The 23,891-nt window shown below is 67.6% G+C and carries 22 protein-coding genes; 13 read left to right on the forward strand and 9 right to left on the reverse strand.

What is annotated here, in order from left to right; translation table 11 throughout:
* Positions 1 to 52 precede the first annotated feature (52 nt).
* The 3 genes from ACQE3C_RS11650 to ACQE3C_RS11660 are packed head-to-tail and all read left to right on the forward strand — an operon-like array spanning position 53 to position 2,222.
* A complete protein-coding gene (locus tag ACQE3C_RS11650; protein ID WP_434539454.1) occupies positions 53 to 649 on the forward strand; it encodes an ABC transporter permease in 597 nt (198 codons plus the stop codon).
* A complete protein-coding gene (locus tag ACQE3C_RS11655; protein ID WP_434539353.1) occupies positions 646 to 1,323 on the forward strand; it encodes an ABC transporter permease in 678 nt (225 codons plus the stop codon). The genes ACQE3C_RS11650 and ACQE3C_RS11655 overlap by 4 nt, the downstream gene beginning before the upstream one ends.
* Entirely contained in the window at positions 1,320 to 2,222 is a 903-nt protein-coding gene (locus tag ACQE3C_RS11660; RefSeq protein ID WP_434539354.1) for an ABC transporter substrate-binding protein, read from the forward strand. Before ACQE3C_RS11655 ends, ACQE3C_RS11660 begins: the two co-directional genes overlap by 4 nt.
* Before the next feature lie 3 nt (positions 2,223 to 2,225).
* Here ACQE3C_RS11660 and ACQE3C_RS11665 read toward each other — a convergent pair whose 3' ends face one another.
* From ACQE3C_RS11665 to ACQE3C_RS11680, 4 genes are read right to left on the reverse strand one after another with little or no spacing between them, the layout of a single operon-like run.
* Entirely contained in the window at positions 2,226 to 3,296 is a 1,071-nt protein-coding gene (locus tag ACQE3C_RS11665; RefSeq protein ID WP_434539355.1) for an ABC transporter ATP-binding protein, read from the reverse strand.
* A gap of 4 nt (positions 3,297 to 3,300) precedes the next feature.
* On the reverse strand, positions 3,301 to 4,827 hold the full coding sequence (locus ACQE3C_RS11670) for an ABC transporter permease (protein ID WP_434539356.1): 1,527 nt from the start codon (positions 4,825 to 4,827) through the stop codon (positions 3,301 to 3,303).
* The gene (locus ACQE3C_RS11675; RefSeq protein WP_434539357.1) at positions 4,811 to 5,845 is read right to left on the reverse strand and encodes an iron ABC transporter substrate-binding protein; all 1,035 of its coding nucleotides are present in this window, start codon (positions 5,843 to 5,845) and stop codon (positions 4,811 to 4,813) included. The genes ACQE3C_RS11670 and ACQE3C_RS11675 overlap by 17 nt, the downstream gene beginning before the upstream one ends.
* Positions 5,842 to 8,385 (reverse strand): AMP-binding protein, encoded by a 2,544-nt coding sequence (locus ACQE3C_RS11680; protein ID WP_434539358.1) that lies wholly within the window; start codon positions 8,383 to 8,385, stop codon positions 5,842 to 5,844. The genes ACQE3C_RS11675 and ACQE3C_RS11680 overlap by 4 nt, the downstream gene beginning before the upstream one ends.
* 44 nt (positions 8,386 to 8,429) lie before the next feature.
* Here ACQE3C_RS11680 and ACQE3C_RS11685 point away from each other — a divergent pair, with 44 nt between their 5' ends.
* Positions 8,430 to 8,996 (forward strand): 4'-phosphopantetheinyl transferase family protein, encoded by a 567-nt coding sequence (locus tag ACQE3C_RS11685; protein WP_434539359.1) that lies wholly within the window; start codon positions 8,430 to 8,432, stop codon positions 8,994 to 8,996.
* 19 nt (positions 8,997 to 9,015) lie between these two features.
* On the opposite strand, the gene ACQE3C_RS11690 is transcribed toward ACQE3C_RS11685, so the two are convergent.
* A complete protein-coding gene (locus ACQE3C_RS11690) occupies positions 9,016 to 10,269 on the reverse strand; it encodes an MFS transporter (protein WP_434539360.1) in 1,254 nt (417 codons plus the stop codon).
* 90 nt (positions 10,270 to 10,359) lie between these two features.
* On the opposite strand from ACQE3C_RS11690, the gene ACQE3C_RS11695 reads away from it, so the two are divergent.
* Complete coding sequence (locus tag ACQE3C_RS11695; RefSeq protein ID WP_434539361.1) at positions 10,360 to 10,914, forward strand: ArsR/SmtB family transcription factor; 555 nt, start codon at positions 10,360 to 10,362, stop codon at positions 10,912 to 10,914.
* A 7-nt stretch (positions 10,915 to 10,921) separates the two neighbouring features.
* On the opposite strand, the gene ACQE3C_RS11700 is transcribed toward ACQE3C_RS11695, so the two are convergent.
* Entirely contained in the window at positions 10,922 to 11,305 is a 384-nt protein-coding gene (locus tag ACQE3C_RS11700) for a type II toxin-antitoxin system VapC family toxin (protein WP_434539362.1), read from the reverse strand.
* Positions 11,302 to 11,529, reverse strand: coding sequence for a FitA-like ribbon-helix-helix domain-containing protein (locus ACQE3C_RS11705; RefSeq protein ID WP_434539363.1), 228 nt, complete (start codon positions 11,527 to 11,529; stop codon positions 11,302 to 11,304). The genes ACQE3C_RS11700 and ACQE3C_RS11705 overlap by 4 nt, the downstream gene beginning before the upstream one ends.
* Before the next feature lie 219 nt (positions 11,530 to 11,748).
* Here ACQE3C_RS11705 and ACQE3C_RS11710 point away from each other — a divergent pair, with 219 nt between their 5' ends.
* Positions 11,749 to 11,943: a hypothetical protein gene (locus ACQE3C_RS11710; RefSeq protein WP_434539364.1), complete on the forward strand. Its 195-nt coding sequence runs from the start codon at positions 11,749 to 11,751 to the stop codon at positions 11,941 to 11,943.
* A gap of 74 nt (positions 11,944 to 12,017) precedes the next feature.
* On the opposite strand, the gene ACQE3C_RS11715 is transcribed toward ACQE3C_RS11710, so the two are convergent.
* A complete protein-coding gene (locus ACQE3C_RS11715; protein WP_434539365.1) occupies positions 12,018 to 13,304 on the reverse strand; it encodes a site-specific DNA-methyltransferase in 1,287 nt (428 codons plus the stop codon).
* Between the two features lie 133 nt (positions 13,305 to 13,437).
* Between ACQE3C_RS11715 and ACQE3C_RS11720 the strand changes: the two genes are divergently transcribed.
* From ACQE3C_RS11720 to ACQE3C_RS11730, 3 genes are read left to right on the forward strand one after another with little or no spacing between them, the layout of a single operon-like run.
* On the forward strand, positions 13,438 to 14,292 hold the full coding sequence (locus tag ACQE3C_RS11720) for a DNA adenine methylase (RefSeq protein ID WP_434539366.1): 855 nt from the start codon (positions 13,438 to 13,440) through the stop codon (positions 14,290 to 14,292).
* Complete coding sequence (locus ACQE3C_RS11725) at positions 14,289 to 16,193, forward strand: McrB family protein (protein WP_434539367.1); 1,905 nt, start codon at positions 14,289 to 14,291, stop codon at positions 16,191 to 16,193. Before ACQE3C_RS11720 ends, ACQE3C_RS11725 begins: the two co-directional genes overlap by 4 nt.
* Before the next feature lie 4 nt (positions 16,194 to 16,197).
* Positions 16,198 to 17,511 carry a 5-methylcytosine restriction system specificity protein McrC gene (locus ACQE3C_RS11730; RefSeq protein WP_434539368.1) on the forward strand — a complete coding sequence of 438 codons (1,314 nt, stop codon included), beginning with the start codon at positions 16,198 to 16,200 and terminating at the stop codon, positions 17,509 to 17,511.
* A 9-nt stretch (positions 17,512 to 17,520) separates the two neighbouring features.
* On the opposite strand, the gene ACQE3C_RS11735 is transcribed toward ACQE3C_RS11730, so the two are convergent.
* Positions 17,521 to 18,249, reverse strand: coding sequence for a hypothetical protein (locus tag ACQE3C_RS11735; protein ID WP_434539369.1), 729 nt, complete (start codon positions 18,247 to 18,249; stop codon positions 17,521 to 17,523).
* Between the two features lie 199 nt (positions 18,250 to 18,448).
* Between ACQE3C_RS11735 and ACQE3C_RS11740 the strand changes: the two genes are divergently transcribed.
* The 4 genes from ACQE3C_RS11740 (at position 18,449) to ACQE3C_RS11755 (ending at position 23,672) form a co-directional block, all read left to right on the forward strand.
* Positions 18,449 to 21,061: a TrlF family AAA-like ATPase gene (locus ACQE3C_RS11740; protein WP_434539370.1), complete on the forward strand. Its 2,613-nt coding sequence runs from the start codon at positions 18,449 to 18,451 to the stop codon at positions 21,059 to 21,061.
* Between the two features lie 149 nt (positions 21,062 to 21,210).
* Positions 21,211 to 22,326 carry an ImmA/IrrE family metallo-endopeptidase gene (locus tag ACQE3C_RS11745; protein ID WP_434539371.1) on the forward strand — a complete coding sequence of 372 codons (1,116 nt, stop codon included), beginning with the start codon at positions 21,211 to 21,213 and terminating at the stop codon, positions 22,324 to 22,326.
* 8 nt (positions 22,327 to 22,334) lie between these two features.
* Entirely contained in the window at positions 22,335 to 22,859 is a 525-nt protein-coding gene (locus ACQE3C_RS11750) for a DUF4411 family protein (RefSeq protein ID WP_434539372.1), read from the forward strand.
* 207 nt (positions 22,860 to 23,066) lie between these two features.
* Entirely contained in the window at positions 23,067 to 23,672 is a 606-nt protein-coding gene (locus tag ACQE3C_RS11755) for an ABC transporter permease (RefSeq protein WP_434539455.1), read from the forward strand.
* Positions 23,673 to 23,891 lie beyond the last annotated feature (219 nt).

Raw genomic sequence — 23,891 nt, forward strand, 5'->3', positions numbered from 1 at the left:
CTGGGTCGGGAACAACCTCGACCTGATCGGCCAGCTGCTGGTGCGCCACCTGATGCTCTCGCTGCCGCCGATCCTGTTCAGCCTGCTGCTGGCCATCCCGGTGGCGTGGCTGGCCAATCGGGTGCGCTGGCTGCGGGTGCCGCTGGTGTCGGCCTCGTCGCTGATGTACGCCATCCCCTCGCTGCCGCTGTTCATCGTGCTGCCGCTGGTGCTGGGCACCGGCATCCGCGACCAGGTCAACATGGTCGTCGCGCTGACCCTGTACGGGCTGGCGCTGATGGTGCCTGCCACCGTCGACGCCCTGGCCGCGGTCGACCGTCGGGTGATCGACGCGGCCGTGGCCGTCGGCCACCCACCGCTGCGCCGCTTCCTGACCGTCGACCTGCCGCTGGCCGGGCCCACCATGCTCGCCGGGCTGCGCGTGGTGGCGGTCAGCACCATCTCGCTGGTGACCGTGGGGGCGGTGCTCGGCATCCCGAGCCTGGGCCAGTTGTTCACCGACGGCTTCCAGCGCGGCATCGTCGAAGAGATTGTCACCGGCCTGGTCGCCACCCTCGTGCTGGCCCTGGTGATCGACCTGCTGCTGGCCCTGGTCGGACGAGTGATCCTGCCGTGGGCGAGCCCGGCGAAGAAGGTGGCGACGACATGAACTACCTCGCCGAAGCCTTCGCCTGGCTCGCCAGCCCGACCAACTGGACCGGCCCGCTCGGCGCCGGGGCGCTGCTCGCCGAACACCTCTGGTACAGCCTGGTCGGGCTGGCATTGTCCGCGCTGGTCGCGATCCCGGTGGGCTGCTGGGTGGGCCACACCGGACGAGGCCGGGGGCTGGCCGTGGCCCTCAGCGGCGGCGCCCGGGCGCTGCCCACCCTGGGCCTGGTCACCCTGTTCGGCCTGCTGCTCGGCATCGGGTTGACCGCACCGATGCTCGCCTTCGTCATCCTCGGCATCCCCAGCGTGCTGGCCGGCACCTACGCCGGGCTGCAGGGGGTCGACCGGGCCGTGGTCGACGGTGCCCGCGCCGCCGGCATGACCGAGTGGCAGGTGCTCACCCAGGTGGAACTGCCCCTGGGCATGCCGGTGCTGCTCGGCGGGCTGCGGGCCGCCCTGCTGCAGATCATCGCCACCGCCACCCTGGCCGCCTACGTCGGCGCCGGCGGCCTGGGCAGGCTGCTCTTCCTCGGGCTGAAGACCCAGCAGTACGACGTCATGCTGGCGTCGTCGTTGCTGGTCATCGGCCTGGCCCTCATCAGTGAGGTCGTCTTCCTCACCCTCCAACGCATGGCCACCCCGGCGCATGTGATCACCCGAAAGGAACCGTCATGACGCTCAACCGTCGCCATTTCGTCTCGCTGGCCGGGCTCGCCGTCCTCGCCGGGTGCTCCTCCAGCGACCCACTCAGCAGTGACCCCTCGTCCAGTGGCCCCGCCGGGGCGCTGGTGGTCGGCTCGCAGGCCTACTACTCCAACGAGATCATCGCCGAGCTCTACGCCCAGTCGCTGGAGAAGCTCGGGCTGAGCGTGACCCGGCAGTACAACATCGGCCAGCGCGAGGTCTACCTGCCCGAGATCCAGTCCGGCAAGATCGACGTCTTCCCCGAGTACAACGGCAACCTGCTGCAGTACCTCGACAAGGAATCGACCGCCGCCGACACCGCCTCGATCCAGGCGGCCCTGACCGCAGCACTCGGGGACGGGCTGCGGGTGCTCGACCCGGCCGATGCCAGCGACCAGGACTCCTACACCGTGACCAGGGCCTTCGCCGACCAGCACGGGCTGGTCAGCATCGCCGACCTGACCAAGGTCGGCGGCACCATCAAGATCGCCGCCAACAGCGAGTTCAGCGCGCGTCCCTATGGGCCGGCCGGGCTGAAGGAGACCTACGGGGTCGACGCCGAAGTGGTCCCGGTCGAGGACTCCGGTGGCCCGCTGACCGTCAAGGCGCTGCTCGACGGTGACGTGCAGGTGGCTGACATCTACACCGCCGACCCGGTCATCGCCAAGGAGGACCTGGTGGTCCTCGAGGACCCGCAGAACCTGATCCTGCCGCAGAACGTGGTGCCGGTGGTCAGCTCGAAGGTGGACGAGGCCGCGGCTGAGGCGATCGCCAAGGTCAACGCCGCCCTGTCAGCCACCGAGCTGCAGAAGCTGAACGCCCGCTCGGTCGACGAGAAGCTGGGCTCCGACCAGGTCGCCCGCGACTGGCTGGCCGAGCAGGGCCTGTGAACCTCAGCGGCTGAACACACGCACCGGGTTGACCAGGTCGAGGCCCACCAGCTGACCCACCTCAGGGGTCTGGTGGCCCCGCACCCGGGCCAGGATGGCGGTGGTCGACTCGCTGAACTCCGGGTCGACCCGGGCCAGCTGCAGGGTGACCAGCGCGTCGTGGCCGTAGAAGTCGACCCGCGAAACGTAGCCGTCGGCCAGCCCCTGCCCGGGTTGGGTCAGCCGCAGCTGCTCCGGGCGCAGCAGCACGTCGACCTGCCCGCGGGGGATGAACCCCACCACCGGCAGCAGGCCGATTGCGCAACGCACCTGCTGGCCGGCGGTCTCGCCGGCCAGCAGGACGGCATCACCCATGAAGGTGGCCACCTGCGGGTCGGCGGGTTCACCGTAGATGGTGCGCGGTTCGGCGACCTGGCGTACCTGCCCGCTGCGCAGCACCGCGATCTCGTCGGCGAACGAGAGGGCCTCGGACTGGTCATGGGTCACCAGCACCACGGTCGCCCCGCTGGCCCGCAGGGCCCTGGCCGTCGCCTCACGGGTGCTGGCGCGCAGGCCGGTGTCCAGCGACGAGAACGGCTCGTCGAGCAGGACGAGCGCAGGTTCGGGGGCCAGGGCCCGGGCCAGCGCCACCCGCTGCTGCTGGCCCCCGGACAGTTCCGCGGGGCGCCGTTCGGCGAGCTCGGCTGGCAGTTCGACCAGTTCGAGCAGTTCCAGCACCCGGTCGCGGTGCCCGCGTTCGCGGCGTGACCAGCCCGGGCGGGGCAGCCCGAAGCTGATGTTCCCGGCCACCGACAGGTGCGGGAACAACCCGCCCTCCTGGCGGACGTAGCCGATGCCGCGCCGTTCGGGCGCCACCCAGGTGCGGCCGCTGCTGACCACCCGTGAGCCGATGGTGACCTGGCCGCCGGTCGGCCGCAGGAAGCCGGCGACCGCCCGCAGCAGGGTGGTCTTGCCGGAACCGGAATCGCCCAGCACCGCCGTCGTCCGACCCTCGGCCACAGTGAGGCTCACCCCGTGCAGTACCTCGGTGTGGCCGTAGCCCGCCCTCAGGTCGTGGACCTCGAGTGTGCTCATCGGCTCACCTCTCCCCGGTGATCTGTCGTCGCAGCACCACGGTGAGCGGCACTGACAGGGCAATCATGACCGCCGCATAGGGTGCGGCGGCGGCATAGTCCAGTTCGTCGCTGGCAGCCCAGAATGCCAGCGCGAGCGTGTTGGTGCCCGAGGGAGCCAGCAACAGGGTGGCCGTCAACTCGGTCGAGATGGCCAGGGCCACCAGCACGAACCCGGCCAGCACCGAGGGGGCCGCCAGCGGCAGCACGACCCGGCCGAGCACACCCGGGCCGGCCAGTCCCAGGGAGCGGGCAGCCTCGGCCAGTTCGGGTGGGGCCGCCGCCAGTCCCGAGCGCAGGGAGACCGTGGCGCGGGGCAGGAACAGGATGGCGTAGGCCAGCACCAGCAGGGTGACGGTCTGGTAGATGCCGGGCACCCACCGCACCGCCAGGGTCACCAGCGCCAACGCCACCACCACCCCCGGCAGCGCACTGGCGATGTAGGTGGCCCGTTCCAGCAGCACCGCCAGCAGGCCGTGGCGACGGTTGAGCAGTAGTGCGACCGGCAGGGCCAGGACCACCGCCACCAGCCCACCGAGCAATGCCAACCCCAGGGTGGTGCCGGTGACCTGCCACAGGTCGGCATGGCCGCGGCCGCGCTGGCTGGTGCCCACCACGAGCCAGCGGACCACCATCACCACCGGCACCAGCACCGACAGGCCGACCAGCCCGGCCAACGCCGCCAGGGACGGCCAACGCCAGTTGCCCAGGGGCAGCGGGGCGGGGCGCCGCAGCGCTCCCGAGCCCAGCCTGGCCACTCGTCCGCGACCCCTCAGGAGCATCTCGGCGGTGAGCAGCAGCAGGCACAGCAGCAACAGTACCGACGCCAGCAGGGATCCCTGCTGGCTGCTGAACCCGACCGCGTACTGCTGCAGGATCGCGGTGGTGAAGGTCTGGTAGCGCATCATCGACAGCACCCCGAACTCGGCCAGCAGGTGCAATGCGACCAGCAGTGCACCGCCGCTGACCGCCGGTCGAAGCCGCGGCAGCACCGTGCGCCAGAAGGCGCTGAACGGTCCTAGGCCCAGGGAGCGGGCAACCTCCTCCTCACCCGCGTCCAGGGTGCGCAACAGCGCGGCGACGGGCAGGAACACGAACGGGAAGTACGCCAGCGTGGTCACCAGCGCGGCGCCCCCGAGGCCGACCAGGCCCGGCTGCCACGAGACCCAGGCGTAGCTCGACACGAAGGCGGGGATCGCCAGCGGCGCCAACATCAGGGTGCGCCAGATGCCGGCGCCGGGCAGGTCGGTGCGTTCGACCAGCCAGGCGGCGCCGATGCCCAGCACGACCGCACCGGGCACGGTGAGCAGCATCAGCCACACCGTGTTGGTCAGCAGCCGCCCGATTCGGGGCCGGAACAGGTAGTCGATCGCGGCCTGCGGGCCACCGTCGCCGACCGCGGAGGTGAGCACCACCACGATCGGCAACAGCACCAGGACGGCCACCAGCGCGGCGGCCACCTGGAGCCACCGGTGTTCAGAGGATGCCGGCATCAGTCATCAGTCGGGTGACCTGCTCGGAGTTGAGGGTGAAGGGATCGACGGGCGGCGCATCGAGGCTGTCCAGCGGCGGCAGGGCCGGGTCGGAGGCCACCCCGTTGCCGACGGCGTACTCCATGGACTTCGAGGTGACCAGTTCCTGCTGCCCCTCGGGGGAGGTGACGAAGGCCAGGAACTGCTGGGCCTGGTCGGGTCGGTCGCTGCTCTTCAGCACGCCGCCGGCCGACAGGGACACAAAGGCACCGGGGTCCTTCTTGCCGAAGTAGTGCAGCCTGGTATTGGCAGAGCCCTCCTTGGTGCCGGCCTGGTCGCGGTACCAGTAGTAGTGGTACATGATGCCGACGGGCACTTCACCGGCGTTGACGGCCTTCATGGTGGCGACATTGTTCTGGTAGACGGTGGCGCCGGCCTCGAGGGCCTTGAGCCAGGCGGCGGTCTGCTCCTCACCGCGGTCGGCGAGCATGCCGGCGACGATCGCCTGGAAGTCGGCGCCGCCGGGGGCGCAGCCCCAACGGTCCTTCCAGGCGGCATCGGCCAGGTCCATCATGGACGAGGGGAGTTCGGCCTCGGTGATGGTCGAGGTGTTCCACACCAGCACCGTCGACCGGGCGGCGATGGCCATCCAGTCCTTGGTGGAGGGCACCATCTGCTCGGGCACCTGGGCCAGGGTGGCGGCCTCGACCGGCGCCAGCAGGCCCGCCCGCTGCACCAGGGTCATGGCCGGGGAGTTCTCGGTGAGGAAGACGTCGGCGGGGGAGCGCTCCCCTTCCTGGACGATCTGGTGGCCCATCGAGGAATCCTGGCCGGCGCGGACCTGGGTCTTGATGCCGGTCTTGGCGGTGAACGCCGCGGCCCACGCCTCGGTGAGGTTCTGGTGCTGGCTGGAGTAGATCTGCAGCGCCTCGGGGTCGGCCGTGAACTCATCACCGGAGTCGGAACTGCAGGCGGCCAGTGCCAGCGGGGTGACGGCCAGCGAGGTCAGCAACAGGCGGCGGGACAGGGTCGTGGTCACGGTCGTGGTCCTTCTTGTGGGGTGGCCGGCAGCAGGAGTTGCTGCAGTCGTTGGGTGGGTCGGGCGGTCAGGCGCCACAGCAGCACACCGGCTGCCAGGGCCAGGCAGGTGCCGAGCAGGGGTCGTCCGAGCCAGTCAAGGATGTGGAACTGGACCAGGTAGATGTGCAGGCTCGCGGCAGCCAGCACCGTGACCGGCTTGACGAGGCGGGTGGGCACCGGCACCCGGGCGACCAGGGCCAGCGCCGTGATGCCGGCCAGGATCAGCCCGTTGCGCAGCGCGTCACCGGGGAAGAAGTCCACCACCCCCACCGCGGCGGCGGCCAGGGTGAGCAGCCGCTGGTTCACGGTGGTGGCCCGGGACAGGGCCAGGCCGGCGGCGAACAGGAAGAACACAGTGGGCATGATGCCGCGCAGGGTTCCCTCGAACAAACCCAGGATCGTGAACCGGGCGACCAGGCCCACCAACAGCAGCCCGAACGCCACCCGCCAGGGGTGCGACTGCCAGCCTCGGCGCAGCGCCGGCACCGACAGCAGGGCGGTGGTGACCAGCAGGCACAACACCAGCGCGTCGACGAACCACAGCTCGTTGCGCTGCAGCCGGTTCACGTCACCGGTCGCCCAGTTGGCCAGCAGCAGGTTCGCCAGCCCGTAGCGGCCGGTGACCATGCCGAAGGCGGCCACGGCCATGGTGGGGATGGCGATGCCCAGCAGCAGTCGCCCGGTGGAGCGCCAGCGCAGGCGAGTGGTGGCCAGCGACAGGCCGAACATGCCGGCGCTGTACCCGGCCACCGCCAGCAGGGCGTGCGCCCCGCCCGGCAGTCGGAACAGGTGGGCATGGGAGCCGGCGATCATGACCACGGCCAGGGCGCGCAGCACCACCGAGGTCTCGACCGGGCGGGTGCGCCGGGCCCCCGGCTGTGGGCCGGCGCCTGCGGGTGCGGCGGCGCGGACGAGGTCGTCGAGGCGACGGTGGTGCCAATCGGCGGGCAGGTCGCCCAGCAGGTCGGTGAGCACGGCGCCGGCCTGGACGTGGCTGAGCGAGTCGCCGCCCTGGCTGACGAAGGACTGGGTGAGGTCAATCCCGTCGCCCCCGAGCAGGTCGCCGAGCACGGTGGCGACGCGGGTGGCTGTTGACTGGGTGGTCTCGGGCCGGGTGGTCTCGCTGCTGCGGACCAGGGCATCGCAGCCGGCACGGTCGACCTTGCCGTTGGCCAGCCGGGCCAGCGCGACGACGGCCACCCGCACCTGCGCGACGCCCAGGCTGCTGGCGTGGGCCGCGAGCCGGCGGGCCCGGGTGTCGGTCTGCTCCGCGGGTTCGTCGGGGACCGGTTCGACGGCCACCCGCAAGCCGGTGTCGTCCCCGGTGACGCAACAGACCAGGTCGTCCGCCTCGAGCGCGGCCTCGACCCGGGCCAGGTCGATGCGCAGCCCCAGTACCTTCACGAAGCCGGAGCGCCGGCCGGTCACCTGCAGCAGCCCGTCGCGCAGCACGCCCAGGTCGCCGGTGCGCAGTTCGTCCAGCATGGGGCCGAGGGCCAGTTCGTCGGGGTGTTCGGCGTAGCCCATCATGACGCCGGGGCCGCGGACGATCACCTCGCCGCTGCCGGTGCGCGGGTCGGCGCCGGGGACCGTGGTGTCGATCGTGATCGTGGTGCCCGGCAGGGGTCGCCCGACGGTGGCCGGGCTCGCGATGGCGTACTCGGCTGGCTGCACAGTGATGCGCGCGGTCGCCTCGGTCTGGCCGTACATGACCGACAGGCCCCAGCCGTGGCGCCGGCCCAGTGCCGCGGTGCGCTTGACCCGGTCGGGGGCCAGTCGTCCGCCGGCCTGGGTGACCAGGCGCAGGCTCGGGTGGGGGCGGTGGAGGACCCCGGTGGTCTCCATCAGTTCGACCATGTGGGGGACGACCGCCAGCGTGGTGACCCCCTCGTCGACCTGGCGCCAGAACACCTCGTCGAGCACCGAGGCCTCGCTGAGGGTCACGGCGGCACCGACGGTGAGGTGGCTGTGCAGCACCGACAGCCCGAAGGTGTAGTGCAGCGGCAGGCTGGTGATGCCCCGGTCGTCGGGGCCCAGGTCGAGGGCGGTGGCGATGCCCCGGGCATTGCTGGTGATGTTGTCGTGGGACAGGCGCACCAGCTTGGGGGAGTTCGTGCTGCCCGAGGTGCTCAACAGCACCGCCAGGTCGGGGTGCAGCAGGTGCCGCGGGGCACCGGTCAGGTGCTCGATGCGGCCACCGGCCAGGGACAGGTCGGCGGGCCAGGTGTCGGTGATGATGCCGACATGGCCCGCCTCCAGCACCGCGAACCAGGCCACGATGTCCTCGACGGTGGGTCGCAGTCTGACGTGGGCGAGCAGGCGCCCGGCCAGGCTGTGGGGGAGGGCCGCGGCCAGGTCATCCACCCGGGCACGCAGGGTGCCGTGGTCGACCACTGAGCCGTCGACGTCGACCAGGGCCGGCCGACGGGGATCGACACTGCCGGTGGGCGGCAGCGGGGAGAACCCGGTGCGAGCCGGACGGCTCAGGAGGTCATGCACTCGGTTAGGGTAGCCTTACCCGACTGAATTAGACAAGGGGACAGTTGTCAATTGATCTGCCGCGGGGTGTGCGGCTGTGGTGGGCAGACCTGAGGGCGGCCGACATCGCCACCGCCGCGACGCTGCCCGCAGCCGAACGGGCCCGGCTCGACGAGCTGTCCGACCAGGCCGCCAGGGGCCGCCGCCTGGTCGGAGCACTGCTGCTGCAGGAGGCGGTGCGGACCGTGCGTGGTGCCCCGCCCGACAGCGTGGTCGAGGTGAGTCGCACCTGTGACGGGTGTGGCGCCCAGCACGGTCGTCCGGTGGTCGCCGACGGGCGGGGGCCGCACCTGTCGCTGGCCCACGCCGGGCTGCTGGTGGTGGTGGCGACCTGCATGGGGGCGCCGGTGGGGGTCGACGTCGAGCGCGCCGACCGGTTCGCGAGCCCGGCCGAGTGTGCCGCCTGGGTGGAGTCGGAGGCCCGGTTCAAGGCCGGTCCGGGTGCGGCCGAGGGGGTCCCCCTGCGCGTGGAGACCCCCATGCCGGGTTACTGCACAGCGCTGGTGGTCGCACCAGTAATGTCCATCAACTCGGCTCGATCGGCCGATGGGCCGCCCCTCGGCCCCGGTTGATGGACGTTGCTGGGTCACCTCAGCCGGCCAGGGGAATGCCGGTCCAGTTCTTCGCAGTGGGGATCGTGCGCAGCGGTCGGCTGGCCAGGGTGAGCCCGGCGCCGGCCATGAGCAGGACGACGAAGGCGATGGCCGTCGGGCTGTGACCCCATTCGGTCAGCCCCCAGCCGGCCAGGGCGGGCGCCAGGGAACCCAGGGCCATCGCGCCGGTGGCAGCCACCGAGGTGACTCGCCCGAGCTTGTCTGCCGGGACGATCGTGGTGACGATGCCGCCCATGATGGCGTTGACCGGGGCGACCCCGAGACCGACCAGGCCCGTCACCAGCCCGAGCTGCCGCAGGTCCAGGCGCAGTGCCAGCAGGGAGCCGAACAGGGCGATCCAGACCAACCCGGCCGGGACCACCAGGCCGCCGCGCAGGCGGTGGGCCAGGGTCGGGGCGGCGATGGCACCCACCAGCATGCCCACCCCGGCGAAGCCCTCGACCAGGCCCAGCTGCCACCCGGGAACGCCCTCCTGCAGCATGGTGAACAGTACGGTGGTGAGCAGGCCGCCCAGGGCCAGGTTGACCAGCAGTGCGACCGAGATCAGGGCCCGCAGCACGGGAATGCGCCAGGCGTGGACGAGTCCTTCACGCAGGTCGGCCAGCGGGCTGGCGTGCTCGGTGCGACCGGGGTCCAGCGACGCACGCACGCCCATGGCTGCAGGCAGCGTCGACAACGACAGCAGCGCCGCCGCGGCGAACGGGACGGCCGGCCCGAACCCCAGCAACACGCCACCCAGGGGTGAGCCCAGCAGGCCGACGACGGCGTCGCGGCCCTGGTTGGCGCTGGTGGCCGTCGGGATCTGCTCGGTGGTGACCACCTGTTGCAGGCAGGCATTGGTCAGCGAGGTGAACAGCCCGGCGCGGATGCCCCCGAGCACCGCCAGCACGGCCAGCGCCGCGGTGGTGACGCTGCCCGTGGCGACCAGCGCCGCGAGCACGCCCCAGACCACCAGCCCCGAGATGGCCTGCCACGCCAGGAGCTGGCGCCGGTCGACCCGGTCGACCAGCACCCCGCCGGGCAGGCCGAGCAGCAGGGCGGCGCCGAGGTAGGCGGTGGCCACCAGACCGCCAACGCCCACCGACCCGGTGACCAGCACGGCCACCAGCGGCAGGGCGAAACCCTGGATGGCGGCACCCAGGGCCGAGCCGGTGTCGCCGCCCCACCACAGCAGGTAGTCGCGGTTGCCGAACAGCCGCACGGGGGTGGTCGGTGTCGTCGTTGTCGTCATGACCTCAGGGTAGGTCTGCAACAGTCATTGCGCAATAGACATTGCGCAAAATGTGTTGCGGGATTCTGGGGTGTTTGGGAGGATGGTGGCGTGGAGAGCCCGAACATGGAGCAGTTGCGTGCCGTCGCCCACCCGACCCGCATCCGGATCATGACGCTGCTGGCCTACCAGGGGCCGCTGCGCGCGACCGATCTCGGCGAGCCGCTGGGGCTGGCGCCGAATGCGGTTTCGTACCACCTGCGCATCCTGGCCCGGGCCGGACTGGTCACCGAGGCCACCGGGGTCGGCCAGGACAAGCGCGAACGCTGGTGGCAGACCGCCCATGCCAGGTACGAGATCGACGACCCGGGTCAGGCGCCGCAGTTGTTCACCCACATCAGGCAGGTGGTGGAACGTGCCCTGGACCAGGCGTTGCAGTCGGACCTGCCGGAGGGGTCGAAGCCGGCGCTGTCGTTCGCCTCGGCCTGGCTGCCGCCCGCGGAGTTCGACCAGGTGCTGGGGGCGGTCGGCGCTGCCACCGAGAAGCAGTTGAAGCTGGCCCAGGCCGCGGCCGAGCAGCGCGGGGCCGACAAGTCCGAGTGGCGCATGTACGACATCGTCCTGGTGGCCTCACCCGCGCCCCGCGAGGACGGCTCGACCAGCTGAGGAGGAATCAGTCGAGCAGACGCACGTCGGCAGTGTGGCCGCGGGTGGCCAGCTTGGCGTCGCAGGTGTACAGCGGCGCTCCGAGGGCCTCGGCGAGGGCGATGTAGCTGGCGTCGTAGGTCGTGAACTGGTGCCTCAGCTGCCAGACGCGCCCGGTCAGCGTAGTCATGGGGTGCCGTGTGATGCTCATTGACTGGAAGTTCTGGAGCGCCTGCTCTGCCAGGGTCGTGCTGAGCCTGCCGCCGAGCAACAGGCCGCGCAGTGCGGACAGGACCTCCACGTCGAGCAGGTGTGGTGCGTCCACGTCCCCGGCCAGGGCTTCCAGGGGTTCGTCGCTTGGCTGTCGTCCGACCAAGGCCTCGACCATCGCCGAGGCGTCGATGACGATCATGGACGACCCTGGCGGACTGTGGTCACGATGTCCTGGCTCGTCGGCCCTGAGGTGCGGTCAAGGGATCGCAGCCGTTCTACCATCTGCTGGTTGCTGGGACGTGCGGCCCACCGCGTCAACTCTGCGGCCACGTAGGCGGACAGCGACATTCCCTCGAGGGCGGCGCGCTCCTTGAGTGTCTCCGCCACATCTTCGGGCACCTCACGGATGTACAGGGTTGTCATGTGGCCATGCTAGCACTTTGCAAGCAGACTGCCACGGCGGACGACAAAGGCCCCCGGTCGCAACCGGGGGCCGTCGTGGCGGAGGTGTTGGGACGGTACTCGAAACTGTCGGCAACAGAGGCGGGGATCGCCCGAGCACGAGCCAGGGCCGAGGAGTGCCAACGAGCAGAGCCGTGGAAGGCTCCTGAGCTGACGGCTGTGACGCGTGTGCGTCGACTCATGGCCGAGGAGATTGGGGCGATCGTCGCGGACTATGAGGCAGGCATGGGGTGCATCCTCATCGCACGGAAGTACGGTGTCGCTGACAACACCGTGCTCGACCATTTGAGGTTCGCCGGGGTCCAGATTCGTTCCCGCGGGCAACTCACCGCCGAGCAGGTGGCAGCCCTCATCGCTGGCACGCAGGGGGAGTAAACAACGCCGAAATCGGACGTCGCCTTGGGGTCACCCGTCAGGCGGTGTCATTACGGCTGAGCTGAGCAAGAAAGTCAGCCAGCGAGTAGTGCTCCTCGTCGTGTCGACAACCGTGAGCAGAGTTCGGGCACGTTTCCCAGCCGGGGCGCGACCTGCAGCACCTCAAAGGCTCCGCCTCCGCTCCAAGCGACCGACTCGGAGATACCTCCGGTGTCGCTCCCTGAGACCACCGTTTCCAGCCGAGGAAGAAGCACCGAGGACACCGTTTCGACCAGTCGCTCCGACGTGATCCACTGTCGCCCCATCTTGTGGGCCACAGCGGCGGTGGTTCCTGATCCACCGAAAATGTCGACAACCAAGTCGCCCGGGTTGGTCGAGATGTGCAGGATGCGCTGGAGCAGCGCTTCCGGCTTCGGGGTGTCGAAGACGGTTCCTGAGTCGGGAAAGAGGTTGGCGAGGTGCCGCTTGGCGTCGTCGTTGGTGCCGACCTCACGCCCGTTCCATAGAGTGCTTGGTACTTGGAGTGCGTCTATGTCGAAGTTCTTCATGCGTGGCTGACCAGATCCACCCTTGGTCCACCAGATGCGATCCTCGTCGAGTAGACGACGGAAGGTCGGCTCGGTGGCAAACCACGAGCGGCCACGCGGCGGGCGCAGTTCGTGGCCGGCGGGATTGGTGATCACGTACTGCTGGCCAGCTCGGAAGCCCGGGGCGGTGAATGGCGCATCGCGCCACGGTCCGCGAGGGTCCCCGTCGCGGTTGGAGGCTTCGACACCGCCAGGCACTCGGTTGCGCGTGCGCTTCCATGCCTTCTGGCCGGACGGGGCGTACACGAGGATTGGGTCGTGGGCGAACGAGATGGCCGTTCGGGACTCGACCGTCAGGCGCTTCTGCCAAACCACAGTCGCGACGTAGGCGTCGGCGCCGAAGACCTCATCGAGGATGAGACGCGCCTTGTGGCTCATCGTCTCGTCAAGGTGCACCCAGACGGACGCGTCGTCGGCGAGGTATGGACGCAGCGCAGATAGCCGGTCGCGCATCATCGACAGCCAAGTGCTCTCGGCGAGGGCGTCTGAATAGTGCCCGAACCGCTTGCCGGTGCCGAACGGCGGATCGATGTAGACACATCGGATCGAGTTCTGGCGCAGGGATCCTCGTGCGGCGAGCGCATCGAGCGCATCGAGACCGTCGCCGCAGACGACTGTGCCAGTCGGTCCGTCCTCACCTCTAACGGCGACATCGGTGACCTCCAACCCAAGCAGGCACTGCTCGGCTGGATCGACCCAGGCGTACTCCGTCTCGCCGCGAGCGACGAGAAGCTGGTCCCGGTTCGGCCAGGTGAGGTGGGTCGAGATGGTCATGCGGCTCAGTGAACCAGCGACCGCTGACAGAACCCGACAGGCGCACCGTGAGGTCAGAGAGTCCACGCTCAGATTGGTTTAGAGATCATGTCGTTCCCCGTATTCGTCGTACGTTGCCAATAGGCTCAGGCGCATGACAGCCGCTCCCCACGAGGACATCTCTGCGCCCCCACTGCGCCCGTTTCTGAAGTGGGCAGGCGGCAAGGGGCGGCTGCTGGCGCGCATCTTGCCGCACGTCCCGGCCTCGTTCGACAACTACCATGAGCCGTTCCTGGGTGGCGGTGCGATGTTCTTCGCGGTGCGCGAACGGATGACAGGGACGCCGCATCTGCACGACCTAAACGACATCCTCATCAACGTCTGGCAACGTGTGCAGGAGGACCCTGCGGCTCTCTACGCCGCGCTGGAGTGGTACCACGAGCGGGACTCCAAGGACTTCTACTACGAGCAGCGCTCGGCGGAGCCAGAGAACCGCACCCAACAGGCGGCGCGCTTCATCTACCTCAACCAGACTGCCTGGAACGGCCTGTGGCGGGTCAACAAGTTCGGGCAGTTCAACGTCCCGTGGGGTGACCGTCCGTTCCGGGGCATCGATGAGGACACGCTGTTCCGGATCAGTGACGCGCTAATCGGGGCGACGATCACGAACATGGACTTCCGCGACTCCCTTGAGAAGCCTCATGCTGGTGACTTCGTCTATCTCGATCCTCCGTACCTGCCCATCTCGGATACCTCGAAGTTCTACCTGTACACCGAGAAGCGCTTCAGGGCGCCGGACCTCGGCGAGCTGGCCGAGCTCTGTCACGGACTCACCGAGCGCGGGGTCCACTGGGTTATGTCCAATCGTGACACCCCGCAAGTCCGTGACCTGTTCCCGGGCTGTGACATCGTGCGCTTCACGACTCGCCGCTCCGTGGCTGCGCAGAATCGCCGTGACGTCGAGGCGCTGGACTCGCCTGAGGCGCTGATCATCGGGAAGCGAGCGTGACCGCACAGCCCGTCGACGCCATCTTCATCTGGAAGATGGAGGCGGCCTCAGTATTCAAGCCAGTGTACGGGCGCGACCCGATGACAGGCTCGACTGTCGACCCTGCGACCGGGAAGAAGGACCAGTCGTACTCGAAGGACTACCTCCAGCCCGATACCCCAGGCTCACAGGTCTTGGAGCGTGTCCTCGGGAAGGTTCCGCCAGTCGAGGACGGGTTGGTCCCGATCAAGTGGAGATGGCCCGGGGGTGAAGTCGATGGGGCCCTTCGGCAACACGACAAGATCATGGTTCGCAAGGATCTGTCTTGGCCGAAGAATAGGCCGCCCGCACCCTGGCGGCTGAAGCCGTCGCCGCAGCCCGGGGACGTCGAAGTCTTGGCAGGCACTCCCAACCTTGGGACGCCCCAACTGGCCGACCAAGAGTTCGCCAGGATCGTGGCAACCGGCGAGCATCCATGGCTCTTGGGCGTTCATCTCGCTGGCGAAGGCTCCATCCTGCATGCCCGGGTGGTCTTCGAGAACCCCTCGGCTGCCCACGCAGGTGCGTCGTGGGATCTGGTGCCGCCCGAGGTTAAGCAGGTGGCCCAAGGCTTCCGGAGCAACCAGGTGATGGGCGTCGTGGAGTACAGAGCAGGAGCCGCAATGACCGACACCCTTGTGCAGCGCATCTTGGCAGCCTTCGAGGACAGCCCCAACGTTCTGCTCGTCGGGCCGCCGGGCACTGGCAAGACAGTCGCGATGGAGAAGGTTGCGGCGTTGTACTCAAGCACGCCTCCGTCTGGTGTGACGTTTGATCCGGACGTGCTGCACGCTGCGTTCGGGAGCGGAGCAATGCCTCCCCAGGGAAGTCGCCGCTTGGCGTCGCTGCTCTTCCATCCCTCGTACGCCTACGAGCACTTCGTTATGGGCCTGCTGCCGGAAGTGGTCAAGGACGCCAGTGGCAACCCGACGGGCGTAGTCACTGTCAGCCCCAAGGTCGGCCCTCTGTTGGAGTTGGCGCAGTTCGCCTCGACCGCTCCGGACAACAAGGCTCTGCTTGTCCTGGATGAGTTCAACCGGGGCAATGCTGCTGCGATCTTCGGTGACACGCTGGCGCTTCTCGATCGGGATAAACGTGACGTTGCGTCTATCGACACTCCGTACGTGCACCTGAAGCCAGGGACCAGTCTCGGCCCGCTAGGTTCCACGACCTCCCTACCGACGGATCTCCACGTCCTCGCCGCCATGAACTCCGCCGACCGTTCTGTGGCCCCGCTGGACGCTGCGCTCCGTCGCCGTTTCAGCATCCTTCACGTCGATCCGGATCTGGAGGCTCTCCGCAACGAGCTCAAGCCAGACGACGTCGGGGTGGTCCTGGATGACCCGACCACGTGGGCCACAGGGGAGCACGTTGCGTCTGTTGCCATAGCAATCCTGGAGAGCCTCAACCGCCGCATCGAGTTCGTCTTGGGCCGAGACTTCTTGCTTGGCCAGTCCGTCTTCTGGCACCTCAATACGGCCGATGTCGACAGCGCACTGGAGTCCCTGGCGGTTGCACTCGACAACCGCGTGCTGGGGACGCTGACGCTCTCGTTCACCGATGACGACGAAGGTCTGGCTGCTGTCCTCAATGTCAACGTCGCATCGAGGGGGCCGGCGGCAGCAACCTGGGCGACGCCGCCGAGCGAGTTGACGCGTTGGCCGAGCCGTCTGCGGGTCTCCCGATTCCAGGACTTCAGTGGAGCCGATCTGGTGCAGGCATTGGTGTCGTTGCTCGACGCGACGGTCATCGCCACGCATGTCGCGACGACTGCCGCAGTGGCCAGTGCTGAGGAAGCAGACGCAGGAGACTCCGACGCTACTGACGATGGACCCGCAGCCGACGATGCCTCGGCCCAAGACGACGAGGACGTCGAGGCATAGGGCCGTGCTGCGCCGCATCCCGGTCACTGAGTACGTGCCCGTCGAGGACGTCTCTAGCGACGACATCCGCCTCATACGTGCGCGACTTGCTGAACTCGCTGTCGAGCTCCGGCCTCGTCGGAAGTTCGTCGCGCCGGGGAGTGACCTTGTCATCCGCAACCTTGTCGGGACGGTCCAGGTCAACCGCGACCTCGTGCTCGACATCGCGCCGGATGTGTCGGAGGGTGTCGATTGGGCAGGGGCACTTGTCGATCTCCTGTCGCCGCCAACCAGGATCGGCTTCGGCGGTGAGAACCGGGAGTCGGAGCGACGCCCCGTTCGAGTTCTGCCAGATGCCTTCGCTGAGCTGTACCTGCGCCAACTGGACGGAGCACTGCGCAAGGACGGTCCGCTGACGCTCATCCAATCGCAGTACGCGTCAGTGCCCTCGCTGGCTGGGCGTCTCGACGTCACCCGGTGGGTCACTCAGCGCACGCTCAAGCCTGCGGACTTCCCCCAGCATCGGTCGGCCCTCACGGTCGACAACCCGTTCACGGCGATGCTGGCTGCTGTCGCGCAGCTGCTGGCGTCGAGCACCAGTGATCCTCGTGTCGCCTCCGCCCTGCATGGTGCCTCTGGGCGGTTGCGGCCTGGCTTGGCGCCGCATGTGGCTCTCGACCCGAGTGCAGCGCTGAGAGAACTACCCCCTCAATGGCGCGCGTACGGCCCGGCATGGGCTACTGCGCGATCCGTAGTGCGCCGCGTGGCTCCGCTGCGCCGACACGGTCACTTGGAGGGTTTGGGGGTGGCTCTGGAACCGTGGCCACTGCTGGAGACGCTGTTGGAGCGATCGCTCAAGGCAGTGGGCGAGGTCGCTGCCCGGCAGGGGCATGCGGGACTCAGCGGTCTTGGGCATACAGGGACGTACCCCCTGCGGACCCCCACTGGTGACACGGCACCTGGAACCGAGAGGTTTCACGTCAAGGGCGACGTCGATCCCGACGGCCTGCTCAGGCGAGGGAGCGACGTCGTTGCCACCTTCGAAGCGAAATACACAACACCGACGACGGAGCGGATTCGCACGCACGCCTTCCAAGCACTGACCACGGCTGCCGCACTGCGGTCGCCGATCGCGGTGCTGGTGTATCCGACAAACTTCGAGCCGATCATCTGGGAACTGACAGGCTTCACGACCCATCCGCAGCGGCTCATTGCTGTCGGCCTGGATATGTACCGCTACCGGAGCGGCGTTGGCGACGCGAGCCGGGCGGAACGGCTGTACCGAGGAATCGAGGCGGCATTGCCAGCCGCGTCCGCGGCGGCAGCCGTGGCCTCGTAGCCGACCAGGTCAGGCGACGCCGTCGTCCCACTCGATGAAATACGAGTAGTCGGTGCCGTACAGCACGCGGTTGAACTCGGCTTCGTTCATGGCTTCGAGTTCCTCGCAGCGGTTGTAGATGCCGCGGTTGACGAAGCGCAGGTGGCGGCGGGTGACGCAGGGGAACTCTGGGGAGCCGCAGGCACACCCGTCGTTGTCCTCGGCAGGACCGTGGGCGACCACGATCTCCACGAGCGCCCGCATCCACTTGTCACGCTTGCGGTACGCCTCGTCGCGCTCGGTGCTGAGCTTGTGACAGGCCTCGCGGTAGTCCTCCACCTTCCGCTTCGACTGCGCGACGTGCTCCTCATGACGGGTCAGCGTCTCAACGTAGGACTCACCGGGGCGCTCGAAATGGTGGCGGCAGTCCCGACATATCTCGCCGGACTCCTTCGTGGGGAAGTAGGCGAAGAGGTAGCCGCAGCAAGTGCAGGTGTCGTACCTCTGGCGAGCGGTCTCCTCAGCGGCGCGGGCCTCCTCGCGGACAGCCTGCGCAGCGGCGGCACGTTCCGCCCGGATCTGCTGGGTGACGAGGTTGTTGGCGACGGCCTCGCGAAGGACGTGCGCCTGACCGGGCGATAGCGTGGCAACCGCCCGGATGACATTGATTCCGAGGCTCTGAGCAGCCTGGATGAGTTCACGACTGCTGACGCCCAGCTCGTGGGCCAAGTCGCAGACAGCGATGCGCTGGTTTCCCATGTTCACCATGATGCGCGCAGCCACCGACAGAAGTGGGGCGGCGGGACGGTGCGAGCACTGCCAAGCAGTTCACGGTTGTCGGAACGCGTCCAACAGTCCGGCCGATGGTGCAAGTTCGGACCCAGACTGTCGGACCCTCCCACTACAGTGCTGCCGGAGCCTGGACGTCGACACCGGCTCTCAGAAGAGGGAGCAGCCGATGGCCGACCATGTAGGGGCGCACTGGATTCGCGCCGCTTTGCAGGTGAACCCGTACGGGTACAAGGGCAAGAACGAGCCGGCCCAGCGCTACACGTCGGAGGATGACTACAACCAGGCGCTCCTCGACCAGTGCGACGCGCTTGGCATCCAGATGATCGCTATCACCGACCATTGGTGCGTCGACACGGCGGCAGGTCTGATCGCCGCTGCCGAAGCACGAGGCATCGTGGCGCTACCCGGCTTCGAGGCGAACACGTCCGAAGGCGTGCATCTGCTGGTCATCTTCGAGGTCGGGACCCCGTTCGCCGAGATCAATGCGGCGATCGGCATGTGCGGTGGAACTCCCGGCAGCAGTGGGACCGGTAGTTGCGGCTACGACGAGGTGATCGACAAGGTGGTTGAACGGGGCGCCTTGGTCATCCCGGCTCATGTCAACGCGTCACCGAGCGGTCTCCTGGCTCGCGAGAGTGGTCAGCCGCTGCAGCGGATGGTCAAGCATCCGCGCGTCAACGCGCTCGGGATCAGCCCGGACATGGCAGACGCGAGGGACCAGGCGTCGGTCCTTGCCAACCGTAAGCCGTTCGATCGGCAGCACCCACTGGCCGTGGTCTACGCCGACGACGTCATGGGACCTGGCGACCTCGCAAAGCGGGGAGCCTCTTCGTGGTTCAAGGTCAGCACGGAGCGTCTTGAGAGCCTCATGTTGGCCTTCCGCACGCCGGTCACACGCGTCTCAACGGACGATCCCGCAGCAACGCCGCGCGCCATCATCCGGGAGCTCTCCTGGACGGGCGGCTTCCTCGACGAGGTGACGATCCCGCTCTCTGAAGAGCTGTCGGCCTTCATCGGCGGGCCGGGTACCGGCAAGTCGACGGCGATCGAGAGCCTGCGCTACGCGCTCGGGATTGAGCCGATCGGTGCATCGGCACTGGCTGACCACCGTGCGATCGTGAAGGACGTGCTCAAGACCGGCACGATCATCAAGGTGGCAGTCGAAACGGCCAAGCCGACTCCGCACACGTACACGATCGAGCGACTGGTCAACGACGTGCCCGTCGTCCGCGATGCCAGTGGATCGGCTACCAACCTGAGGCCCGAGGACATCGTGCCCCGGGTGGAGATCTTCGGCCAGCACGAGCTTGCCGAGCTCGCCAACGATCCCGCGCGGGTCGCCACGATGCTTCAGCGGTTCACCGGGTCTGACGGCCCTGATCTTGAGCACCAGCGGACGCTCGCGCTGCTGGCTGAGAACCGTGCGCGGTTGCAGAGGAAGGAGGCAGCGAAGGAGACGCTCGAAAACGAACTCGCTGACATCCCGCGCCTTGAGGAGCAGATCAAGCAGTACGACACAACGGACGTGCCGGGGAAGTTGGCCGCACAGCAGCGTCTGGAGCTTGATCAGGCCGTACTCAAGGAAGCCGCCGACCGCATTGGTGAGACGCGCACGACGTTGGCTGACCTTACCGACCCGCAGTTGGGTGCTGACCTGACCGCTGACTACGAGAACGTCGATGACTCACCGCAGAAGGAGCTCCTCAACCGGGCAACTGCCGCGACATCTGGCTTGGCGACGAAGCTCGCCGACATCGCAACACAGGTCCGTGCAGCACTGGATACCGCCGAGCAGGCAGTGGCAGCAGCGCAGGCCGACTGGACGGCGGCTGTCACTGAGCAGCGCGAGGAGTACAACACCGTGCTCCGGACGCTGCATGAGCAGGGCATGCAGCCCGACAAGTACGTCGACACGAAGCGGGCACTGGAAGGACTGAAGGCCAAGCTGCCCCGTCGCAAGAAGCTCGACCAGGAGATTGCAGGTCTCAAGACGACCCGTGGTGGTCTGCTCGGCAAGTTGCGCGACCACGAGAAGCAGCAGACCGAGAGGCTTCACGACGCGATTCGGGCCGCCAACGCGGCAACGGACGGCGTCGTTGTGGTCCAGCCGGTCCCCGACCCGGACAGAGCGGAAATCAAGCAGTTGGTTGTGGATGCTCTTACTGGAGCGAAGAACACGATCACCACGGCGATTGACGCTGACACCTTCTCAACGCGCGCCTTTGTCGATGCTGCCCGCAAGGGGACGGACGGTCTGGCCACGTACGGGATCAAGGGCGCTCAGGCCGCAAACCTGCTCGCCGCTGGCGAGCCACTCTTCCGAGAGATGGAGGAGCTCAGTGTCGGGCTGGCAGTCGACGTCAAGCTCGACGTCGGCTACGGCTCCGGCACCAAGGAGCTCAAGAGCATGGGTCAGTTGTCGAAGGGACAGAAGGCCACAGCACTGCTGCTTCTGTTGCTCAGCGGGTCCGATGCCCCATTGGTCATTGACCAGCCCGAGGACGATCTGGACAACCGCTTCGTCTTCAACGGCATTGTCGCGAACCTGCGCAAGCTCAAGGGCCAGCGTCAGGTCATCGTCAGCACGCACAACGCCAACGTGCCAGTCCTCGGAGATGCTGAACTGATCGTCACGCTCGAGGGCGACGGGCAGCGCGGTCGCCCTGCCGCCGATGGCATCGGGTCGCTCGATGACAAGAAGATCCGTGCCCACGCGGAAAACATCCTTGAAGGCGGCCCGGACGCCTTCAACGCGCGGCAGCACCTCTATGGCTTCTGAGGTAGCGAGTCGACCTCTCGGTGACGTAGAGGAGGTCCTCGACCTCGGTCGACTTGACGACGGTCAGGAGGGCCGGACCGCCGTTGTGAGCCCGGTCGTTCTGGTGCGTTTCCCGACTCTCGCCGGACGGTGCCCCTAGATTCAGTTGCATGCCCAAGGTCCGGATCAGCGCCCTCAGGTTCTCCAGCCTGCTCGCGAACCGGAACATGAACATCTCTGACGTCGCGGGGCGCACCAAGCTCGGCATGCTGGCCGGCGAACTCAGTAGCGGCGACCAGGACATCGAATTCGACGACCTGCTGGTCCTCGCCAAGCTCTTCAAGCGACCCTGGTCCTACCTCCTTATCGATGAGGCTGAGGCGAAACCTGAAGCTGGAACGGACAACCGGACCTTCGCCAACCGGAAGAGCGGCGTCTCGCCGGAGCTTCTGTCCGAGTTGCAGGCGGCCGACCTCATGTTGGAGTCGGCGGGAGAACTGTTCCCGGATGCGACCTTCACGGTGCCCGGCGTCGTGGGGGACGTTCCGGCAAGTCGCTTGGCGGTCGAGATCCGAGCGCTGCTGGGCGTCAGCATCGAAGAGCAGTTGAAGATCAAGGACAAATACGCAGCGCTCCGTCGCTGGGTCGCCGCGCTTCATGGGCAGGGCGTCTATGTCTCCCAGCGCAAGCTAAAGGACCCGACCATCCGGGCGTTCAGCAAGATCGTCGGCAACCAGGCGATCATCGTCGTGGACACCGGGGACACGCCTTATGCCCGAATCTTCTCGGCGCTGCATGAGTACTGTCACATCACGCTGCACTCGACCGGCATCTGCGATCTGGACGACCACAGCACGACGGAGCGGTACTGCAACCAGGTGGCTGCAGAGGTGCTCCTGCCCAGCGCATTGCTGGACCAGGCAGTGGCGACTGGCGTGTTCGCAGGCAGCGACGAGGCGGCCGACGAAGCGCTGAAGGATCTCAGCAAGCGGTTGCACGTCAGTCAAGCTGCACTGCTTATCCGCCTGCGTGACCACCACACGATCTCGCAGCAGGTCTACGAGGCGATGGAACTGCGCCGGGCCGCTCGTCGCGGGGGCGATGGGGGCCGCAAGGGTGGCACCCACTATCCGGTGGCGATCAACAAGGCGGGCCGGCTGTTCGCCCACCGCGTGGTCGATGCGATGACCGACGGAGTCATCGACCGGCAGGACGCCAGCGTGCTGCTTGAGATCGGCGAGCACACCGTGCCTCGGTTCGTTACCGAGTTGATCAAGGGCGACTGAGGTGCCCGATGGCCAACCTGGGAACGCTGTTCGACGACCTTGCGAAGTACTCCATCGACACCAACGTCATCCTGAGCTTCCTCCGTGAAGATGAGGCGGAGCGCTACCCGATGGATGTCTTCAAGCCGCAGTGGGACTTCCTGCAGAAGGCCATCGCTGACGGCCGCGTGGTCGCCGCCAGGCGTGTCGAGACGGAGCTGGCGAAGTGGCAGAAGACCATCCCCGCGATGAAGGGGTGGTTGAGTGACAACAAGCACATGTTCTGCGACATCGCGACCGATGAGCAGCTTGTCGGGGCGAAGCGGATCGTCAATGCCTACCCGGCCTACGGCAGCAACGAGAACTACTTGGGTGATCTTGAAGTGATGGTGTTGGCGCTGTCTCGCCAGCTCACCGTGGTGTCGTTGGAGCTCAAGGCACAGCAGCACAGCGTCAAGCGCCCGAAGATCCCGAACGTCTGCGAGCAGTTCGGGATCGGGTGCGCCAACTTGGCGGGGTTTCTGCGCGCTGAGGGATTCACGTCGGACAACTGAAGAAGCCCAGAGCCCCGCCCTCCACGGTGGATGCGATCTGCGGCCGTCCATCTTCGGTTAAGGAGACCGTCGCCCGTTACCGGGAGACGGAAGTTGACCGGGTGTGCGGGTTGGGCAGATCGAATTCGATCATCTATGGCGCAACTATTTCCCGCACTTTTGCGATATAATTGAACATACATGCGTAAAATTACACAATTGAATAGTGTGCACGCCGCGGCCGCACTTCGACGCTTTGTAATCACCGACTTCAAGCTGCGATATCAAGGGTCCGTTCTCGGATATCTGTGGTCGCTGCTGAAGCCGCTGGTGATGTTTACGATCCTCTACGTCGTGTTCGGTCTTGTGCTTCGGCTGGGCGACTCGGTGCCGCACTACCCGGTTTACCTGCTTCTTGGGCTGCTGCTGTGGAACTACTTCACCGAGGTGACGTCGGTCGGGCTGCGCTCGATCGTGGAGAACGGCGAGCTGATCCGCAAGCTCAGCTTCCCGCGCTACACCATCGTCCTCGCGGGCTCGGTCTCGGCATTTGTCAACCTCGGGATTAGCCTGCTGGTGTTTGCTGGCTTCGTCGTCGTGTCGGGCGTTGATCTGCATTGGCGCACCGTGTTCTTCCCGCTGATCCTCCTGGAACTGTTTGTCCTGGCGATCGGTGTCGCCTTCCTTCTCAGTGCGCTCTTCGTGGTAGCTTCAAGCGCGGTCGTGGATCCATCGTCGTTCGTCAGGCCTCCCGCTGCGATGCCTGGTGCCGATTTCACCTTCGTCGTCTGTGATGGAGAGTTCGCCGTCGGAGTCGGCCATGAACTCACTTAGGCAGCAACCGTCGGGAACTGGTGCCACGCTTGTCCAAGTAGGCCAACATGGCCGAGACGCCCGACGTCTACCGTTCCTCGAGGTCACCCGGGCGGCCCAAGTGTTCCGGGACCTAGGGCACGGGGCCAGACGCCCGGCGCGTGGGCGGGGCGCCCAGAACGCGCCAAGACGACGCGAGACGTCGTAGCGCGACGATCCGCTAAGGCGCTGCAGCCTGAC

The sequence above is a fragment of the Aestuariimicrobium sp. Y1814 genome, from assembly GCF_050113895.1.
GTDB lineage: Bacteria > Actinomycetota > Actinomycetes > Propionibacteriales > Propionibacteriaceae > Aestuariimicrobium.